Source organism: Cyclonatronum proteinivorum (assembly GCF_003353065.1).
In the GTDB taxonomy this organism is placed as follows: domain Bacteria; phylum Bacteroidota; class Rhodothermia; order Balneolales; family Cyclonatronaceae; genus Cyclonatronum; species Cyclonatronum proteinivorum.
This window is the reverse complement of sequence record NZ_CP027806.1, coordinates 128391-149295: the sequence shown is the minus strand read 5'-3', so window position 1 is coordinate 149295 and position 20905 is coordinate 128391. Positions and strand designations below refer to the sequence as shown.

Below are 20905 nucleotides of genomic sequence, written 5' to 3'. Positions count from 1 at the left end.
TCACTTCACTCAATCAGATAAAGTGGCGACTTGCAATTAACCGCTTTGTCGTGATTTAGGCGTTTTGAATGCGTGCTTTGCTGTGAACAGGGCACACAGGTCAGAACAAGCCCGTAATTTTACCCTCCCGGTCGATGTCGATGGATTCCGCCGCCGGGCGTGCAGGCAGGCCGGGCATGCGCACAATGGTACCGGTAATCGGAATCAGGAAACCCGCGCCTGCCGCAAGCTCAATTTCACGAATGGTTACCACGAAGTCTTTGGGGCGTCCCAGCAACTCCGGATTGTCGGAAAGGGACTTCTGCGTTTTGGCAATACAGACCGGCAGCTTGTCAAGTCCCAGCTCTGCGATTTTGCGTAAATCTTTGCGCGCCTGCAGGGTATAGTCGATAGCCTTTGCGCCGTAAACGGTGCGGCAAATGGTCTCAATCTTTTGCTCAACGCTCCAGCTGTTATCGTAAAGGGGTTTGAAAGCTGTGTCATTCGCCTCCGTAAGCCGGGCGACGGCATCGGCAAGGCTGTGGGCCCCGGCCCCGCCCTTTGCCCAGACATCGGCAACGTGCACCTCAACATCGGAGCCTTCAAAATGGGCCTGAAGCGCCTCAATTTCGGCATCGGTGTCGGTCGCAAAGCGGTTAATCGCCACAACTGCCGGCACACCAAAATGCCGGATATTTTCCAGATGTTTCTCAAGATTGGGGATACCGGCTTTGAGCCGTGCCACATCAGGTCGTTTCAGCTCATGCAGCGGAGCACCGCCATGGTATTTCAGGGCTCGTATGGTAGCTACAAGCACAACAGCCTGTGGTTTGAGCCCGGCATCCCGGCATTTGATATCGAAGAATTTCTCCGCCCCAAGGTCGAAGCCAAAACCGGCTTCCGTAATGGTATAGTCGGCAAGCGAAAGCCCCATGCGGGTTGCAATAACAGAATTGGTCCCCTGCGCGATGTTGGCAAAAGGTCCGCCATGAATAATGGCTGCATTGCCCTCAATGGTCTGCACAAGGTTGGGCTTGATGGCATCCTTCATGAGCGCTGCCATGGCACCGGTCGCTTTCAGGTCGCGGGCATAAACCGGTTTGCCATCGAAAGTAAAACCAACAAAAATATTTCCGAAGCGCGCTTTCAGGTTTTCAAGGTCATCAGCCAGACACAAAATGGCCATGATCTCGGAAGCGGCCGTAATATCGAAGCCCGTTTCCCGCGGAATGCCTGAGCTCGTGCCGCCCAGGCCCGTAATGATTCGCCGAAGGGAGCGGTCGTTCATATCCATCACCCGCTTCCAGTGCACTGTGCGCGGATCAATCTGCAAATTATTCTGCACCTGATGAAGGTTATTTGCAATGAGCGCTGCGAGAAGGTTGTGCGCTTTTTCGATGGCTGCAAAGTCGCCGGTGAAGTGCAGGTTAATGTCCTCCATGGGCAGCACCTGCGCATAGCCGCCGCCGGTAGCGCCGCCCTTCATCCCAAAAACCGGCCCCAGCGAAGGCTCCCGAAGCACGGGGATGGTGTTGCGCCCGGTTTGGTTCATGGCCTCGGAAAGCCCGATGGTGACCGTCGTTTTCCCTTCTCCTGCAGGCGTGGGCGAAATCGCAGAAACCAGCACAAGCCGTCCCTGCCGCATTTTCTCCTCATTAATAAGGTTAAGCGGCAGCTTGGCCTTATGCTTCCCGTACACCATCAGATCGTCTTCCAAAATCCCCCAGCGCGAAGCAACCTCGCGGATATCCCGCAGTTCAACAGATTGCGCAATTTCAATATCAGTCATAAATCAAACAGTAAAAAAGTGGTCGGATACAAGCATTATGAAGGGTTCAATTTACAAAAACGGTTGTGACCAAGCTTGCACAAAATGGCCCTCACGAGATATACCTCGTAAGCTATGAAAGCAAAGAAAAATCCCTCTGCAGGTGTGCCCGCAGCTGCACACTGTGGGTAGCAATGCAGAAACGCCCAAAAAGAAGCGTGCCGTAGGTACGCCATGTGCATGCGGTAGCTATCAAAAGCTTCATGATTTATACACGATTCGAAGCGGGTGCCTCCGGTGGACGCGTCATGCCTTCGGCATTCCGGTTATGGGGGCGGTGCGCGAATTTCTACCCACATGGTGTCCCTACAGGACGCTTTTCGAAACAGGTATTGCGCGTGATATCAAAAAACCGGGTTTATTCTAAAGGCAGTAATTACGGATGGAATACATCTGTGATAAACCCATTCGTGAAAATAGAAATCTGTCGGAATACTCATCACGAAATTAATCCAGGGAAATCTGTGCCCTGTGGGAAGAATGCTTACTCCAAATCATCGGAGTCCCAGTCGGTATCCGTGTCGGCAGCTGTGTGGGAAGGGATGGGATTTTGGGCGAATTTGTAATCTTCAACCGGCTTCCCGCCAATCAAATGTTCCTGAATGATCCGCTCGAGCACTTCCGGGGTGCAGGAGTGATACCAAATGCCTTCCGGGTACACGACCGCAACGGGGCCGCGGCGGCATACACGCAGACAATCCGCTTTGGTGCGATACACGCCACCGCTGCCACTCAAGCCAAGCTCGTCAAGACGCGATTTCAGAAAGCGCCACGATTCCAGGCCGAATTCCGCCTTACAACAGCGTGGCTTTGACGGATCGGCACACAAAAAAATATGCCGCTTAATGGCATGCAGGCGCAGTTCTTTAGCCCGCGCAAACATCCGGGCTTTCACGAAATCAGGCTTCGGGTCGGTGCTCATGGCTTGTAGCTGAAAAGGTTGTTGGTTGATTTGTGTATGTCTGTACCGATTGAAAATACGCATGACCCGTAATCAGGTGCATTGCAGTCAAACGCAGGTGATGACATTTTAAATAAATTGCGCTTCGGGATAAATCATCGCTTTAAAATAATGCATAAAAGCAGCATTTTGAAAAAATCCCGGGAAGTCAGTATACCTTACACGCCGCCGGAAACGAACTAAAACGGTTGTTTAACCCACCCTTCCATAAAATACAAACCCGGAAAAAAACCGCAAGAAAACACTACCGGCTGTACCGCATTTTTGGTCTAAAGTCCGTATTTGCAGGTCCGGTTCCTACCCGCTTCAACGCAGAACACTATGCCATGGAATACTGCGAAAAACCTGTCGCAGCAAACAAAAAAAGAAAAAGGGGCAATGCCTCATTCAGAAAGACAGCCCCTTAAATCCGCGTGTTATTTTGGGTTTGTTGCAGAAATGCGCTTCCTACAGCCTTACGATCAAACCTTTCCCCGATAAGCACCCATCAGATCATCGCTTGCGCCTGGCTCGTCTGTAACTTCATCGCGTCCCGTAATCAGCCGCACCCCGCGCTTGTAGGTGAAGTAGTGCCACATCCACTCTACGAATACGTGCAGGCGGTTGCGGAAGCCGATCAAAAACAGGATGTGCACGACCGACCACATCGCCCAGGCCAGGAAGCCGCTTAGTTTCAGGCCCCGGATGTCAGCGACCGCGCGGGCACGTCCGATCGTCGCCATGCTGCCTTTGTCGAGATAGCTGAACGGCTCGCGAACCGCAGCCTCATACAGCGCCGGGTTTTTGATCAGGTTTGCCACGTACTTGCCTTGCTGCATGGCAACGGGTGCCACGGCCGGCAGCGGATTACCTTCCTTATCCTTCATGTGCACGGCATCCCCGATCACAAAAATATCCCGGTGATTGGGCAGGCTCATATCCGGTGCCACAAGGGCGCGTCCGGCACGATCGGTTTCCACATCAAGGCTGCCAATGACTTCATTCGCTACCACGCCGGCTGCCCAAACAATGTTGGGCGATTCAATCACGCCCTCCTCGAGAAAAACCCGCTCCGGCTCAATGTGTGTCACAGCCGTACCTTGTAACACCTCAACCCCGAGATCCTGCAGCATCTCAACCGCCTTATCAGAAAGTGAATCATCATAGCCGTTCAGAATGCGCGGTCCGGCTTCCACCAGATAAACATGCGTCTCGTCGGGGCTAAAATTGTTGTAATCCCGCATCATATTACGCTTCGCAATTTCGGCGATGGCACCCGCCATCTCCACGCCGGTTGGTCCGCCGCCGATCACCACAAAGTTCAGGTACTTTTGCCGCTGTTCCGGACTTTCGGTCTGATCCGCCTTTTCCAGCGAAATCAGAATCCGCTCCCTGATATTCAGCGCATCGGAAATCGTTTTGAGTCCCGGCGCATGCTTTTCCCAGGCATGATTGCCGAAATAATTGTACTTCGCCCCGCAGGCCACAACGAGCGTATCGAAGGGGATGAGCCGGTCATCTTTCAGGCGCACGACCTTCTGCGTTTCCAGCACCTCGGTGACCTCACCCAGCAGTACCCGCACATTCTTTTGCTTGCTGAAAATTCCGCGGATGGGCACCGCGATATCCCCCGGCGAAAGCGCTGCCGTAGCTACCTGATACAGCAGCGGCTGAAACAGGTGATGGTTCGTCTTGTCGATCAGGGTGATGTTGACATCCGCCTTCGCGAGCATGCGCGCGGTCTTAATCCCGCCAAATCCGCCACCGATAATGACAATCTCTCTCTTGCGCTTCGTTTCCATAGTTCTTTGTCTTAAATGATTGTTTTACCTGCACAACAGCCCGCATCGGTGCGGCATTCATTCAGACCTCAATATTTTCCTTTTCCTGAAAGCGGTTTGCAAGCCCCGCGGCCTGACCCTGCGGCGCAGGCGCTCCGTTGTACCGTTATTTTTTTGGGGAAACTCACAGAGCATCAGGAGCTTGGCGGGTAGCTCGGGGCCTCCCAAGCCAAACCTGAGGGCGTTGCTTTTTGGGTCCGGAGTAAGCCGTCGCTTATGAAGCGAAGCTTCGCGTTTTGTCTGTTTACCCCCTGCCGGAGAAGTGCCGGAGCGATACCGCTTGTTGCGGCCTTTACACTATATATACCCGCCGGAAAAGCCGTCGCAATACTTGCGTCACCAGCCTGCAACCGCCCGTGCTACGAAAAGGTCTGACACGTTCATCGGCATCCTGAGCACCCATAGTTGTTACGCAACAAAAAACCGGTAGCCCAAATTTGAGTGTGGTGTAAAGACTGCGCACCGAGCGTAGCGATTCCCACGAAGTGCACCGAGCGAAGCGAATCCCTCGCAGCGAAATTTCCCCACTGGCGGCGTTGAGGCTGAAAACTCATGCTCAGGGTACTAAGGTATCCTTCCGCTGAGTTTTTAGCTTCGCCTTGCCAGCAAGAAAATTTCTTGTTGAATAATGCGGGTTAGCGCAGCAGCATCATTTTGCCGGTGAGCTGTACCGGGTTGGCCGCACCAACTGTGCGCAGGCGGTACAGGTACAGTCCGGAAGCCAGGCCCTGTGCATTAAACGCTACCGTGTGGCTTCCTGCCTGCCAGGTACCGTTGGCGAGGGTTGCGACCCGCTGACCCGTTACGTTGAAGACTTCCAGCACAATGTCGCTTTGTACCGGCAGCTCAAAGCTGATGTTGGTCGTTGGATTAAACGGGTTCGGGTAGTTCTGATGCAGGGTAAACTGCCGCGGAAGCTGATTACCGGTTTCCGGTACCGAGACAAAAGCTTCGGTGCGTACTAGGATGTTGTCGAGTCGAAGCTCCGCGCGCGGACCGCTGTTGCCACTCACGTGATAATATTTCCAGCGCAGCTGCAGGTAAGGCACGCCCGCGGCTTCGTCGGGCAGGCGTATATCGCTAAAGTGTGTTTCGTGTCCGCTTGTGGTGTTGCGCACATACTCGACCGGGTTACCGCTGCTGTCGGTCACATCGGTGAAGGCACCCTGATTGCCGATGCGCCACTGCAGTCTTATCGCATATTCGCGTGCATTTGGGAGTACGGTACCCGCCGTAAAGTTCACAAAAACTTCTTCCGCTTCACGGGTGTCAAGCGCAAGAACAGCGGCGCCAAGGTCCCGACTGCGCCCGGTGTTGATGAAGGAAATGCCGTTATCGCCCAGTGCATTGATGCGGGTGCGGCGGGTGAGCGCATACGGAAAGCCAATGGAGCCCGCATCGTCTTCATGATAGTCCTCTTCAGTAAGAAAGTAGGGATCCGTCATTTCGTCATTCAGTCCGGGATCGGTCATGCGGGTTTGCTGAAAAACTATATTGGCCGGAAACGTAAGCTCCGGCTGTTCGGGGCTCCAGAAGTCGAAGAGATAATCGCCGGTACTGAGATCATGCGCAACGGGGTTCATCTCGTCACCCTCAAACGGCTCAAACACAAACACTGCGGAGATGGTCTCAAGCTGTGCCGGATCGACGGTGATGACCGGTTCGCTGCTTTCATGCCCTTCCCATCCGTCGAAGCGGTAGCCTGCGTTGGGGATGGCTTCGAGGCGCACCGGCACGCCGGCGAAGTAGGTCGCCTCAAAGGGATACGGATTCGCGCCGATGCCATCAGTCTCCGGGGCAAGCCGGATGGAGTTGAGTTTGATGATGCCGGCATTGGGCTCGCTCACATCGGCGGTAAATGTGGCCAGGCCATCGAGCTCGAAGCGTTCGATGAGTTGTTGGCGGATGTTGTCGGGTCGGGCTGCGAGCCAGTTTTTCAAACCATTCGTTGTATTTATCCAACTGTTAAAACTTGACGGGTACTGCCAGCGACTTACATGCTCAGGCATTTCGGCGCTAATACCATCAACAAACCAATTGATCACACTATCTGTATGTGCAGGACTAAATACGGTGTGGATGTGATCTGCAAAACGGTTGATAAAGTTGTATCTGAAACCGTCATTATCCATCAGTGCCATGATGAGTTCGCCTTCCCAGTTATCATTCAGAATGGCACCGAAGTTATTGTGCGCGGGATTTTGATATAGACCAAAACCGTAGTCGATATCATTCAGGAGCCAGCGCCAGCGTCCGTCCTTACGCCCGGCTTCCGGCCGGTATTCGTTTCGTGTACGCCATACCCGAACATTCGTTCTTGGCCAGTCTGTGTTCGATGCATACACTCCCATTACTACCATGTTGATAAAGTCATCAACATCCATCAGTGTTTCCATATGGGAGTAGTGCTCATCATCAGCCAGGTCATGTTCGGCTGCGAAATCAAGCATATCCATGTAATGGGTTCTTGTTCCGTTTGATACATCCGGCGTGCGGCTAAAATAAAAATCAATATAATCTAAACTATCTCTGTCGACCTCATACATCCGATTAAAGTAATGATGGTCATATCTTTCCCGAATACTAAAAATGCCCCAGTATTCGCCATTTAGAAAGGTAATAACCGGCCTGTAATCCTGTGTTTCAATCCCAACGTTTTTGTAGAGACGGTGAGCGAGCGCGTCCCGGAACATGCTCCTCCTGAAATCCTGCCCCGAAATCCTGAAAATCAGCCGATTGAATCGCTGCACAGGCTGTTCTTCAAAAATTTTGTACTCAAACCGAGACTCCCCATACTCAGACCTTGAGTACATTCTGAAGCTTTTACGCGGGTAGGCTCTTGAAAAATTTCCGTGAATACGCATACCGGCATTTTGTGCGAATCCGTAGGTGCCGTCTTTTTCAAAAAACTCCATGTGGGTCATTCTTTCCCATTCTTCTCCTCGCTGAAAATAATTGCCGCTTCTGTTATTTCCGGGTACATAATGTACGCCCGGCACTTTAATCCCGGTATCAAAACTAAACAGACCCTCGGGATCACCTATGAATGAAACGACTGCAAGACTAAAGCGCGAATAAGCATTTTCATCAACAAAAAAGGTTCTTCGTGCCGTTTCAGAATGCCCGCCTTCTGCATTAAAACAAGTGACTGATATCACATTTGATTTAACTACCTCTTCACTTGGTGGCAGCCATGCCGGAATACCCGGATCCCCATTATTGAGCGGAAAAAGCGAGAAAAAGTTTTCGTCTCCCGCCCGGCTGTCTATCAGGATTGGCCCTGAAAAAAGCTCAGATTCCGGGTTTTCCGGTCCCGGCCAGGAGCCGTCGCGGGTTATCCAGGCCTGCGGAAATTCATCGGGGCAGGCAATATTTAAATCAAAAGCCTCGGTGTAGAAACCTGCCTGATGGGAAAAACCGGGGGATTGGCTATAAGCATAGAATGGACCTGTCAGCATTGTACTTAAACAAAGCAGAAGCATGCACTTCCATATTTTTTTCATATCACGCATCATTCGTTTAGTCGTGTTGTATTTAATGGTTAGACAAGTAAAATAATTGAAAACATAGACATATTAATACCACTATTCGACGAAACCGCCTTTTTCGTCGATGAATACTCAATCATTGAACCCACAAAAAAAACCCGCCGGCAATTCCTTGCCGACGGGTTCGAACTTTAGCTTATAGCTAACCATGAATACCTAATGGGTCATATTTCTGTATTTCTTCAAAATCTTAATCTGTTCCGCTCCGCACTTTTCGGGCAGCATTGCTTTTTATCAGGCTGTCCTAATGGTCAGTCTCCCGGTCTTTATACTGCTGAATGTCCAGCGAGCTGACCTCATCAGACGTTACATTCCATTGCAGATAACCTTTTTGACTTTAAACTGAAGAATTACATTTCGAATGTGTAATACTTATTAATACCAATCTAATAATACGTAGTAATGCGGATATTCTGGCGTAATATTCGATAACTCCCGCTTTCAGCCCGATAAACACCTGGTTTTGCACGATGTCCTGTACGCAGCAGTACGTATTAGTGCTTGTTCCGACAGAATACGGTCCCCGATTATTCCGGCTGCTGCTCCTGAAATGAGTGTATTTATCAGTCGGATTGCAGGCTAAGGCAAAGATTTTATATTGCTTACCGTTCGATCTTGGAGAAGATACAGGAGCGGGTAAATCACAGTCTGTTTTAGAAGCTTCAGGAAGAACCTGTATTATTTACAGCAATTTGTTTATCTCCGGATAACACCATGGGGGAATTAAAATAAAAAAGGCCTCTCCGATTGGGCGTTATACCCTTTCGGAGAGGCCTGCACACACACACATGAAGCAAGTGCTTTAAGTCCCGCTTTTTAGTTCTGAGGTCTGCGGTAAACTTTTTCTTCATTAAGATTACCTTCAACATCCACGTACCAATCCGGGAAGGCGGTTCCACCATTTTCAGCCCAGGCTTTAAAGTTAGTGTAAGCATCCGTGATTGCTGTCTGACTCCTAGGATACACAAACGGTACCGGGATGTGAATGGCCCAGTTCAGACCATCCTTGCTTTGGTAGTATAAGCCGTTTTCCGGGTCAGACGCATCACTTGCATCGCCAAAAATATTTTCATCGGCCAGAGAAGTAGGGGGCATGCCTTTCAGGTGTACTTCATGTCCGCGTCCGCCAAAAGGTTCGCCGTTACGGATACCATGAACGAAGATAAAAGGATTATACGGAGCGTTTCCAACTTCCGATTTTGGAACAGGGTTATTGAAGGTAATTGTACTCTCAATCACATCATATTCAGTAAAGCGCCCGGGAACCACATTTGAAAAAGTTGGCATGTTTTCGGTTGAGTTATCCCAGAGAATGACTACGGCGCTATCCTGACCCGCTTCGGTTCCGTTTGCATCATTACTTACAAGCGATGTGTTAAGGCGCTGACCGTTCACAGAGGCTACCGCAGACGCCTCAAACGGGAACTGATACCCAAAGCCGGTGCGCAGTACACCACCGATTGCGCGGATTTGGTGCGTCATTTCAATGCGGATCACTTCATCGTTGGCATTGGTTATTTCACGGATGTTGTAGCCCAGAACAAGGTCGTTCATGTCATAGTCACCAAAACCGGGCCAGTTGTCTTCGAATGCAAGGGTACCGAATACATTGGCTGCAGGATAGTGGTTCACAAACTCCGTTTGATTGGCAGAGCCACCGGTGGGAGCGCATGCTGGAGCTCCAGTAGTAGCGAGTGTACCCGAAATCACTATGTCATCCAGTGAACCACGGTTGTTTCCTCCTACTTCCAAAAAGTTCCAAACCAGACGGCGCACACCAGTAAGATGAGCTGGTATATCTACCGTTGCATTCATAACTACACCACTTTGATTTGCGCTATATGCCTGTATATATAGCGGGTTAGCTGTATCTGCATTCCCGTGGACGTCGCTGTAATACAGACCTAATATTGCACGGCGGCTAGTTGGATTACCGCTTTGCGTCCAATTGAATGTGATTGTACCCGTACCATTAAATTCAATCCAGGGTGTTGTAACCGAATTCGGAAAGCTGTTTTCGGTAGGATTTTGCGTTTGAAAAGCTCTCTGTCCAGTAATCGGGCTGGGACCGTTTACCTGACCCCCAGCAAATACCCAGCAGAGATTCTCATAGAAATTAGTATTACCTAATTCAAAATCATTTGTTATCGTGTAACCAGTGCCATGCAAGCCTGCCCATGCGGTCTCGCCTGTTGTTACAAAGCCGTGATTTCCAGGGTCATCGAATGTGCCGCGGAGCATACCACTGTCAGACTCGCTTTCATCGCGCTTGGTTACTACATTTACCTGAGCCGTACTTCCTGATAGCTCAACTTTGTGAGCACTCATCAGACCGCTTGGCAGTGTGGATAGCACCCAAAGGTTTTCCTGTGCGTGTGCGCCAACGCTAAGGTTAAGGGTGCGGCTCTGACCTGCAGTTAGCGGTGTTTCGCGAATTATGTTTCCGCCCATGAACGGATGGCCGTCATATACCCGGATTACCGTGCTTCCCGCCGCAATGTCTGATGCACGTAGGTTAAGGGTTACATTGGTAGTTGTCTGAAAATTAAACCCTTTAGGCACCGTGAATGCGCCGGTGGGATCGTCGTTAGAGGTCGAAACGGTATCGCAGGAACTCAGTAAGAGCATGCCTGCAAACAATACCGCCAAACCGGCTGTTTTGGAGGTGATGTTGTTTTTCATTGTATTGAGCACATGGTTGTGAGTGTTGCTTTGTGTATTTATATACTTGGAACTACGTCTGATCAGATGGTGCGGATCTGATGCTTTGTTCTCCGTACTTTTTCTAAATTAAAGGTATGGGGCAAGTAACTGATTTTCGACCGCTTTTCGACGATCAGGCTTTATTCATCGATGAATGCTCACATTGTAATGTTCTTTAGCTCCGGCATATCCGGAATTCCCCTTAAACCCCTGTAATTCAACCCCATAAACCCCAAACGGCGGGCCTGAGATAAGCCGCTGTTTTCACTGTAAATCTTTTCTGCCAGCATCGTTGATTCCCGCTCGGTTCACTTCCATTTAAGTAGAGTTACTCATGCAAAAACTGCACATCTTCCCGACCGCAGGCATGGTGAGCTAAGGGTGCTTTGCTTAATTCCCAAAGATGTCCGGACACCGATCCTCTTTTTACATCGGGCTTTATTCCCTTATTTTAAGATAGGCACAAAGCCCCTGTTAGCGTAAACTGAACAAATTCAGAATTTTAATTATATGCACACCATGTCTATTGTCCGCAGCGGTTTTCTTGCAGCTGTAGCGGCGCTTTTTTTTGCTGCGTGTACAGCAGAACCAACCCACGAAGAAGAAGTCAATGCCTGGCATGCCGACCGTATCGAAAGGCTCAGCGCAGAACGCGGCTGGCTCAAACTTGCCGGCCTGTTCTGGCTCAATGACGGCACCCACACCTTTGGCACCGATACCGGAAACGACATCGTGCTGCCCGAAAACAGCATCCTTCCCTTCGCGGGTTCGGTTACGGTTGAGGGTAACATGATCACCCTCAGTCCTGCTGAAGACGGCCTTTTTATGGTTAGCGGAGAAGCGCTCCACGGATCCCTCACATTTCCCTCAGAAAACCCGGTCGAGGCCGAACACGGCCGGCTCGCTTTTACTTTTATCGAACGGGGCGGCACTATTGGCCTGCGGCTTTACGATCAGGAGAGCTACGTGTACACCGGCTTTACAGGCATTGAGCGTTTTGATGTTCAGCCGCAGTATAAAGTAGAAGCCCGCCTCATCCCGCACGAAGCGCCGGCTTCCCTGCCCATTCTGAATGTGCTGGGGCAGGTCACCGATACCAACTCACCCGGCGTACTGCATTTCGAACTCAAGGGAGAATCCCACACGCTTTGGGCCCTTGGCGAAGAAAACGACGAACAGCTCTTCCTCACCGTTGCTGACGAGACCAACCGCGACGACACCTTTGGCGGCGGACGCTTCCTCTATGTGCCCAACCCCGGCCCGAACGGCACCGTGATGGTCGATTTCAACAAGCTTTACAACCCGCCCTGTGCACTTTCGGAATACACAACCTGCCCGCTTCCGCCCCCGGAAAACAGATTGCCCCTGCGTATCGAAGCCGGTGAAAAACGCTATCACGCCAGCTTTTAAAAAGCGCTTTTTTAGCTGTTTGGTATCGGTTTTACAACTTACAATACCTGCATTTCCTATCTTCATTATAACAACCTGAGACGCTGCCTACTGCGCTCTGCAGCGGTTTACATCGGGCAACGCAGGCTTATCACATCGTCTCGGGCACTGACCATAAACCAACTTTGGAGGTCAACCATGAAGAAGCGAATGCAGGACAAAGTAGCCCTTATTACGGGTGGTGCCGGCGGCATTGGTCTCGAGACGGCCGTACTTTTTATCGAAGAAGGCGCACAGGGTATCCACCTGGTAGATCTGGACGAAGCAACCCTCAAAGAAGCCGTAGCAAGCCTGCCGCAGGGAAGCAAGGTCACCTGGTCCGCCGCCGATGTAAGCCTGAATGCCGATGTCGAACGCTACACCCGCGAAGCCATCGCCGCGCACGGCAAAATCGACGTGCTTTTCCTTAATGCCGGTATCGAAGGTAAGGTGATGCCCATCACAGAATACCCCGAAGAGCTGTTTGACAAGGTGATGGCCGTGAATGTGAAAAGCATTTTCCTGGGCCTGAAACACGCGATTCCGCACCTGCGCGAAAACGGTGGCGGCAGCGTGATGATCACCTCTTCCGTGGCCGGCTGGCGGGGTACGCCGAATGTGAGCGCCTACGTGACGAGCAAGCACGCAACCCTCGGCATCATGAAATCAGCCGCACTCGAACTGGCCGCCGACGGCATCCGCGTGAACAGCATCCATCCTTCGCCGGTCGATAACCGCATGATGCGCTCCCTCGAAGACGGCTTCGCACCCGGCAAAGGCGACGAAGTAAAAGCCGGATTCGAACAGATGATTCCGCTGGGCCGCTACGCCACCAACCGCGAAATCGCCGAAGCCGCACTCTTCCTCGCATCCGACGAAAGCCGCTTCCTCACCGGCACCTCCATCACCGTTGATGGCGGCCTCAACGCGAAGTAAGCTTTCAAAAACAAAACATCAACCCGGGCAGGCTGACAGCCGAAGCAATCCGCGATTCATCCCAAATCCCGCTTCCCTGTCATCCCTGCCTTTCTTTTTTTTGGGAGATGCTTGCTTCCGGCGGCTGGACCAACTTCCCGGTGTTACATATATAATGTGAAGAACACGGTATTTATCTGCATAAAGCAAAGGCTGAAGGCTGTGGATTTTTTAAAAAAAGCACCTCACCCAAACAAATCGCCGGGCGCATCCCGCTTCACCCCGAGATACTCGAATGCTTTCTGCGTCGCGACGCGTCCCTTGGGCGTGCGCTGCAGGAAACCCTCCTGAATCAGAAACGGCTCATATACTTCCTCAATCGTGCCCTTTTCTTCATTCACCGCAACCGCGAGCGTGCCGAGGCCTACGGGCTTGCCCTTATACAGCTCCGTCAGTACGTTCAGAATACGGATGTCCATATCATCAAGTCCGTTTGAGTCCACGTCGAGCGCATTCAGGGCGCGGTCGGCAAGAATGTCGGTGATTTCCCCCGTGCCTTCTACCTCAGCGAAATCGCGGGTTCGGCGCACGAGCCGGTTCACGATACGCGGCGTGCCCCGGCTGCGGCGGGCAATCTCGAAGGAGCCTTTGTCGCTCAGGCCGATGTTCAGAATCGAAGCCGTCCGCCGGGCGATGAGCTGCAGCAGCTCGGTATCGTAGTAGTCGAGGCGCAGGTCAATCCCGAAGCGTGCGCGAAGCGGAGCTGTCAGCAGCCCTTTCCGGGTCGTCGCCCCCACAAGGGTGAAGCGCTTCAGCTCGATCTGCACACTGCGGGCATTCGGGCCGCTGTCGATCACGATGTCAATCTTGAAATCCTCCATGGCCGAGTACAGGTACTCCTCCACAATGGGATTGAGCCGGTGTATCTCATCAATAAAAAGCACATCGCCCTCTTCGAGGTTGGTTAGCAGCCCTGCAAGATCGCCGGGTTTTTCGAGCACCGGCCCGATGGTCGGCCGCATGCTGACACCCATCTCGTTGGCGATGACCGTGGCAAGGGTCGTTTTGCCGAGACCCGGCGGGCCAGAAAGCAGCACATGATCGAGCGATTCGCTCCGCATTCGCGCGGCCTTGATAAACACGCTTAGATTATCAATGATTTTTTGCTGACCAATAAACTCGTTCAGCCGCAGCGGTCGCAGGCTTTGTTCAAAGGAATGTTCGCGGAGTTCTGCGTTCAGGTTGGGATTTGCCACGGTGTTCTTTTTTTAGGATGATGGGTGCCGAAACCTAATTCAGCTTTTGTACAGATTTAAAATAAGCGGAACTGCGCCGTTTCGCCAATTCAGGCATCAGGACCGGTAACAGGCTGCTTGGTCCGGGTCACGTTTCTTCGGCCCGCTCGGCCAGTTCCAGCCATTCGATTTCGAGCGATTCGAGCGCTTCCCCGATTTCGGCATACTGCGCGGCAAGCCGGGTTATCTCTTCGGGCGAAAGTCCGGTCTGATTCATTGCTGCTTCCACCTCTTCCCGCGAAGCCGTCACTTTTTCGATTTCGGCTTCCAGCTTCTCGTAGCGTTTCCGCTCTTTGAAGCTCAGCCCTTTTCGGCCCGAAGCAGCCCTTGCGGCACCGGACTTCTCCGCCCCTTGCTGCAGTTTATCCCGCTCCGCATTCTTCCGCTCACGCGCCTCCGCTTCGAGGGCTTCCTGCTCCTGCCGGTACTCGTACCAGGTCCCGTTGAAATCGCGCACGACGCCATCCCCCTCAAACACAAAATAGTGCTGCACCAGCTTATCCATGAAAAAGCGGTCGTGCGATACAATGATGAGGCATCCCTTAAAATCCAGCAGAAACTCTTCGAGACGGTTCAGGGTGATGAGATCGAGGTCGTTGGTCGGCTCATCGAGGATTAGAAAATTCGGGTTTTTGATCAGCACCATCATCAGCGCGAGCCGCCGCCTTTCACCGCCGCTGAGCTTGCCGACGGGCGTGTACTGCATCTTGCCGGGAAACATGAAATGCTCCAAAAACTGCGAAGCCGAAATCCGGTTGCCGTCGGCCAGCTCAATGTACTCGGCCACATCTTTGATGATATCAATCACCCGGCGCTCTTCATCAAAATCAACGACGCGCTGCTTGTAATGCCCGTACACCAGCGTCGTGCCGCTGTCGAGCCAGCCGGAATCGACCGGCTCCTCGCCCGTGAGCATGTTCAGGAAAGTGCTTTTGCCAACGCCATTGCGCCCGATAATGCCGATGCGCTCCCCCCGCTGAAATTCGTAGCTGAAGTCCTTCAGAATCACCGTATCGCCGAAACATTTGTTCACGCCTTCAAGCTCGAGAACTTTGCCGCCTATGCGGGTCATGCTTACTTCGAGACGCAGCTGACTGTCATCCGTTTTTTGTTTGGCCTTTTTCTCGGTCTCGTAAAAAGCGGAAATGCGCGATTTGGATTTGGTCGTGCGGGCCTTGGGCGAGCGCCGCATCCATTCCAGCTCTTTTTTCAGGAGCTGACCCGCCTTGCCGATTTCTACCTGTTCGATTTCCTGCCGCTCGGCTTTTTTCTCGAGGTAGTAGGAATAATTGCCCTTGTGGTGGTACAGTCGTCCGGCGTCTATTTCGATGATGTGCGTGCAGATGCGGTCCAGAAAATAGCGGTCGTGCGTGACCATCAGCAGGGTGACCGTGCTTTTGATGAGCCAGGTTTCGAGCCACTCGATCATTTCCACATCGAGGTGATTGGTCGGCTCATCGAGCAGGAGCAGGTCCGGGTTTTCGAGCAGCGCAAAAGCCAGGGCAACCCGTTTGCGCTCGCCGCCCGATAGCGTGCTGATGGACTGATCAAGCTGCGTGATGCCGAGCTTGCTCAGGATGCTCTCCATGCGCTGCTCGTAATCCCAGGCACCGGCAGCCTCCATAGCGGCAAGCGCGGCGTCGAACGCCTGCTGTGTTTGCTCGGAATAGTTTTCCGTCTGCGCCTGCACCGCGGCTTCGTAGCGCTGGATAATCGCGGCGGTTTCTGAACCCGCCCGTCCGATGTACTCCCGAATCGTGAGGGCATTATCCAGCGCGGGTTCCTGCTCCAGCCAGGCCAGCCGGATGCCGTTGCGCACCATCACTTCGCCGGAATCTGCGGTTTCTTTTCCGGCCAGCACCTTCAGCAGGGTCGATTTGCCGGTGCCGTTGGGTGCAACCAGCGCGGTCTTGTCCCCCCGCGAAAGCCCGAAGGTTATGCCGCTGAACAATGGCTTGATGCCAAAACTTTTGGAAAGGTTTTCAACCGAAAGGTAGGTCATAGTGCAGAAAGGTGGGGCGTGTATTCATAAAAAAGTTCGGCAAAAGATACCCTGTTTGGAGGAGAAGCGGGCAATGGATTTGATAGCTGTCAGACGATATAAGATATTAGGTCACATCACCGCTCTGATACCGCTCGTTTCACCCTGTATTTCTGTGCTGTGTCAGCGAAATTTCCCAAATCACAAAAAAATCAGGATAGCTGCACAGCCGAAATGTTCGACAAATTTGAACGGGAAATAAGCAGCTGTACCACTACCCCGCATTATTCACAATTAAACAGAATTTATTTACTAACTCTAAGTTTTAATTTGGCTTAGTGAAAAACACCGGTAGCCCAAATTTGAGTGTGATGTAAAGACTGCACACCGAGCGAAGCGATTCCCACGAAGTGAAATTTTCCGGCGGACTACGTTGAAGCTGAAAACTCATGTTCAGGGTAATAAGTTATCAGAGCGCGTACCATCCTGTGCCGGATTTGCACTAGCTTATAGGCCGTCGTTTCGTGCATTTTTCCGCCCGAAGAGGAATCGGCGGCCTTCGGACCGCGTGTATTCCGGAGGATCAGTATTACTATGGCGCGGATAACTCTGCGCCCGTAAAGGTGAAACCCAAAATCATACTCACCGCAATCAAGCGGAACGCGGCATGAATACTGAATAATGGACGGCCAGAACCCATTACATCCTCATAAAATCAATACAGTGGCATTGCCATGATCAGAAGTATGGCTTCCGGTTTATAAACTATGCCGGAATTACAAGCGGGAAGCTCAGGCTGATCACGCACATGTTGAAAGGATGTTTACTGTTTTTGTCTCATTTTGTGCTGCTTCGTACCGCTCCGTACCGCAATCTGTCTTTAGCAGCTCAGATTTTACCGCGGACAAATATGAAGTAGTAGCTCAACCCAATAAGCACGCCGCCTCCGAAGATGTTGCCAAAGGCTACGACAACCAGGCTCAGGCTTGCCTGTAAAAGCGTGATTTCGGTTGGCAGCTCGACATAGCTGTAGTCGTTGAGCAGCAAAAATGAAAGGAAGAAGTGGAACATGTTTCCGGTAGCATGCTGAAAACCCATCGCCGGCACTGCGGATAGCGGCAGAAAAAGGGCGAGGTATTTGTCAGTAACGGTTCTTCCTGCCATCGAAAGCCATACCCCGGCAACAATCAGCAGGTTACCCAAAACCCCGAGCAGAAACATTTGAAGGATGGTGTAATCCATTTTGGCTGATGTAACGAGCAGCATGTTTTCGGCAAGCAGGCCGTCGAACATGCCCGCGCTTCCGGAGTAAAAAAACATCGTCACAATCACGATAGAACCCAGGAAATTCCCGGCGAGCACGATGAGCCAGTTCCGCACAATCTCATAAAGTTTTACGAGACCGGAGGCGTAGCTCATTACGGTAAGGTTGTTGGATGTGAAAATTTCCGCTCCCGAAATAAAGCCGATGGTGTAGCCCATGGCGTAAAAAAGCGGACTTATGACGGCCCCGGCGGTTGAGCTGATGTCCGGGTTCGCCATCACAACAACCTGATATAAGGCACCGAGGGAAATGTAGCACCCACCGAGCAGCCCAAGCGCAAATGTTTTGGAATACGGCAGGCGCACTTTTTTAACCCCCACTTTCATCACCCGCTCTACTACCTGCTCCGGGGAGTACGCGTCAAGGCCAAATACCGGATATTGTCTTTCTTTTGCTTCTTTCATGATCGTGAAAATATGTGGGATGAAGCTTGTGAGCTGTATATCTGCGCTGTGAGAAGTTGCCTGTAGGGTAAGATAGCCCGATTTACTCAGAAAACGAGTTCAGCTTGCTCAGTTTGCTCAGATTCAGCAGCCCTGCCGAAGGTTGTCGTCTTAATGCCATCCCGTGGCTGAGCCTGATAATGCCTTACACATGTATATACCCGTTATGTTGTGTATTTAAATGTTCGGCATGAGCTTGCTTCCGATTGGAGTACGGGGTTGTGTATGTAATTGATTTTATGATGATTAAGACTTGTATATTAAAGAAGCCTAATCTTTTTGGTTGCTATGCTTTATCCCTGGTAAAAGCTAAGATCCGCTAAGGGCCATGTCCTGGTTTAAATCATGCATTTGGGTGTACAACTGTAATATTAATAATAATTAAGTGAAAAATGGCTGATTCAATACGGGTTATTGGTGCAAAACTCATTTCCGGGCATGTTTAAAGAAGCTTTAGTCTTTGCTTGTAAAAAATAAACTTTTATTCAGGATTCCGGCAGAATGGGGGCCTTTGGTTGCAACTTAAGTTAGATTTTCCGGAAGTAGCGATCACTGCCATGCTGGCCTGTGGTTATCCTGAAGGCGGTTTTACCGTGCCGTGAGCGCCTGTTTTTCTATTAGATTACATAAATAACCAAAAAGTGCCAGAAGCTGGGGAATATTATTTTGTAGTATTTAAAAATAATGTATTTTGAAAACAGGATTTAAATTTAAGTTTACGAGAAAGCTTTTTGCCTGAACAGATCCAAAGCCTTTGAGCCAATGCCTGCACTCGGGTCTGCCTAAATTTATGTTGCCTTTTGAATTGTTAAGACGTTCAACTATAAATCCCTTTTTGTATCCATGGCAAGAATAATCAAGGGGATAGCCATACCAATCGTTAATTTATTATTGTCTTGTGCAAACTACTGTACTGAATGAGCGCAGGCCGTCAAGTATGCTGCTGATGGTACTGTTTGGAATGCTGTTGTTTACATCTGCCGCTGAAGCCCGTCAGGGGGGTACCCTTGGCGATTCGGATATCAGGCTTTATACTTTTGGCGGCACGGTGAGTCTTCAGTCGCACGGATACAGCTCTACCCGAGTCGGTAACCTGAGAGAGCCGCTCGGTGGGCTGGCAACGGCCAACCTAAATTTTTCTGTACTGGGGTTTAGTTCAGGTCTCAATATCCGCTACTCAACAGATAACTCGCGGCTAAGGCAGGATATGAATGAGGTCAGTTTTAACGGGGGATGGCGATGGGTTCAGCTTGCAGCTGGTGATGTATCTCCGGGGCTTAACCGCTACAGCCTGCGTGGTACACGTATCAGGGGAGCCCATCTGGAGCTCACGCCGGGTGCCTTAAGACTTGAGGCCGCCGGAGGCCGGGTTAACAGACGTGTTACCGGGCTTGATGACTCAGAAAGTGCATTTGGCCGCTCAGCGCTCAGGCAATCCTACGAACGCTGGCTTTATGCCGGCCGGCTTGGGCTGGGCCGGAAAAACGGCAATCACTTTTATCTCGGGGTGGTTTATGCATGGGATGAAGATGAGGAATTACCCGAGATTGAAGGCGGGCGCCCCCGGCCGCGGCCTGAAGAAAACCTGCTCGTGAGTCCTGACTTCCAGCTTAGTTTTTTTGACCGGAGGTTTCAGATTGAGGCTCAAAATGCGGTTTCGGTTTTCAGCCGCGATACAAGGGCTGAAGCCCTTGACCTCAGTGAAGCGGGTTTGCCCTCATTTTTGGAAGGTATTTTTACGCCACGTACATCAACCCGCGTCAATTTTGCCACGCAGGTGCAGAGCCGCATCGATCTCAGTCCGCTCAATCTCAATCTTGGGTTTGAGCGCATTCAGCCGGGTTTCCGGTCTATGGGGCTTCGTAATGTGAATGACGACATGCAGAACATTACGGTGCAGCCGCAGCTTAGGCTGTTACAGGGCAGGCTCAACTTATCCACCAATATGCGGTTTGGCCGCGACAACATTCTTAATCAGCGGACAGCCACACAGCGCAGAACCGATTTTGGTCTGAATGCGCAGACACAAATCACCAACAACTTTTCATTGAGTGCCGGATACAACAGGCTGGTGAACCGGACAGAAATATCCGCACCAGCCGGGGACGACCCAACCTTTGATTACCCGGAACAGTCTGTCATATCCCAAAATTTCAGCATTCAGCCCGCCTATGCATGGTCGGAAGGGAGCCAAACCCATGCCATTGCCATGAGCGCCAACTATCAGGTGCTGGACGTGCAGATTGACAACAGCGACCGCGATTTGGGGAATACATTTTTTTCAGCCAACGGAACGTACAGCCTTTCCTTTACGAGCGGTCTGAATTTCAATACCAACCTGATGATGGCGCGCGGAGATGCGCCTGCAAGTGATTTTCGGAACTGGGGTCTTAATGTCGGGGTAGGGCATTCTTTCTTTGACCGCAAGCTTTCGGTTAACCTCAACGGCGGATTTGCACAAAACAGAACCGAAACCGAGGCCGGTGGCGAACTTAGGGTACAGGCACAGCAGCAGCTGACCGGTAATTTTACAATGATGTACCGCCCGATCCGCTCGAATACAATTCGTTTGACCGCCCGAACCATAAACAATCAGATTACAGAAGGAGCGGGCCGGGCTTTTCAGGAGCTCGAAGTCCGTCTTAGCATAAGTCAGCGTTTCTGAATTTTTTAAGCACAA

Annotated in this window: 11 protein-coding genes; 3 read left to right on the top strand and 8 right to left on the bottom strand. The window is 51.4% G+C overall.

From position 1 onward, the window contains the following. Positions 1-100: 100 nt before the first annotated feature. The 5 genes from CYPRO_RS00515 to CYPRO_RS00490 form a co-directional block, all read right to left on the bottom strand. A complete protein-coding gene (locus CYPRO_RS00515; RefSeq protein ID WP_114982634.1) occupies positions 101-1768 on the bottom strand; it encodes a formate--tetrahydrofolate ligase in 1668 nt (555 codons plus the stop codon). 523 nt (positions 1769-2291) lie between these two features. Next, on the bottom strand, positions 2292-2690 hold the full coding sequence (locus CYPRO_RS00510; RefSeq protein WP_114985646.1) for a (2Fe-2S) ferredoxin domain-containing protein: 399 nt from the start codon (positions 2688-2690) through the stop codon (positions 2292-2294). A 539-nt stretch (positions 2691-3229) separates the two neighbouring features. Then, entirely contained in the window at positions 3230-4549 is a 1320-nt protein-coding gene (locus CYPRO_RS00500; protein ID WP_114982632.1) for an NAD(P)/FAD-dependent oxidoreductase, read from the bottom strand. A 674-nt stretch (positions 4550-5223) separates the two neighbouring features. After that, a complete protein-coding gene (locus CYPRO_RS00495; protein ID WP_164682413.1) occupies positions 5224-8046 on the bottom strand; it encodes a CotH kinase family protein in 2823 nt (940 codons plus the stop codon). A 906-nt stretch (positions 8047-8952) separates the two neighbouring features. Continuing rightward, the gene (locus CYPRO_RS00490; RefSeq protein ID WP_114982630.1) at positions 8953-10818 is read right to left on the bottom strand and encodes an LruC domain-containing protein; all 1866 of its coding nucleotides are present in this window, start codon (positions 10816-10818) and stop codon (positions 8953-8955) included. A 540-nt stretch (positions 10819-11358) separates the two neighbouring features. Here CYPRO_RS00490 and CYPRO_RS00485 point away from each other — a divergent pair. After that, positions 11359-12249 (top strand): DUF1684 domain-containing protein, encoded by an 891-nt coding sequence (locus CYPRO_RS00485; protein WP_164682411.1) that lies wholly within the window; start codon positions 11359-11361, stop codon positions 12247-12249. 177 nt (positions 12250-12426) lie between these two features. Next, positions 12427-13203, top strand: coding sequence for an SDR family NAD(P)-dependent oxidoreductase (locus CYPRO_RS00480; protein ID WP_114982628.1), 777 nt, complete (start codon positions 12427-12429; stop codon positions 13201-13203). A 224-nt stretch (positions 13204-13427) separates the two neighbouring features. On the opposite strand, the gene ruvB is transcribed toward CYPRO_RS00480, so the two are convergent. The 3 genes from ruvB to CYPRO_RS00465 form a co-directional block, all read right to left on the bottom strand. Further along, positions 13428-14438, bottom strand: a complete 1011-nt coding sequence (gene ruvB, locus CYPRO_RS00475) for a Holliday junction branch migration DNA helicase RuvB (RefSeq protein WP_114982627.1) — start codon at positions 14436-14438, stop codon at positions 13428-13430. A 127-nt stretch (positions 14439-14565) separates the two neighbouring features. Beyond that, positions 14566-16479 carry an ABC-F family ATP-binding cassette domain-containing protein gene (locus CYPRO_RS00470; protein WP_114982626.1) on the bottom strand — a complete coding sequence of 638 codons (1914 nt, stop codon included), beginning with the start codon at positions 16477-16479 and terminating at the stop codon, positions 14566-14568. An 867-nt stretch (positions 16480-17346) separates the two neighbouring features. Then, the gene (locus CYPRO_RS00465; RefSeq protein ID WP_114982625.1) at positions 17347-18186 is read right to left on the bottom strand and encodes a formate/nitrite transporter family protein; all 840 of its coding nucleotides are present in this window, start codon (positions 18184-18186) and stop codon (positions 17347-17349) included. Between the two features lie 937 nt (positions 18187-19123). Between CYPRO_RS00465 and CYPRO_RS00460 the strand changes: the two genes are divergently transcribed. Further along, positions 19124-20890, top strand: a complete 1767-nt coding sequence (locus CYPRO_RS00460; protein WP_124245466.1) for a transporter — start codon at positions 19124-19126, stop codon at positions 20888-20890. Positions 20891-20905 lie beyond the last annotated feature (15 nt).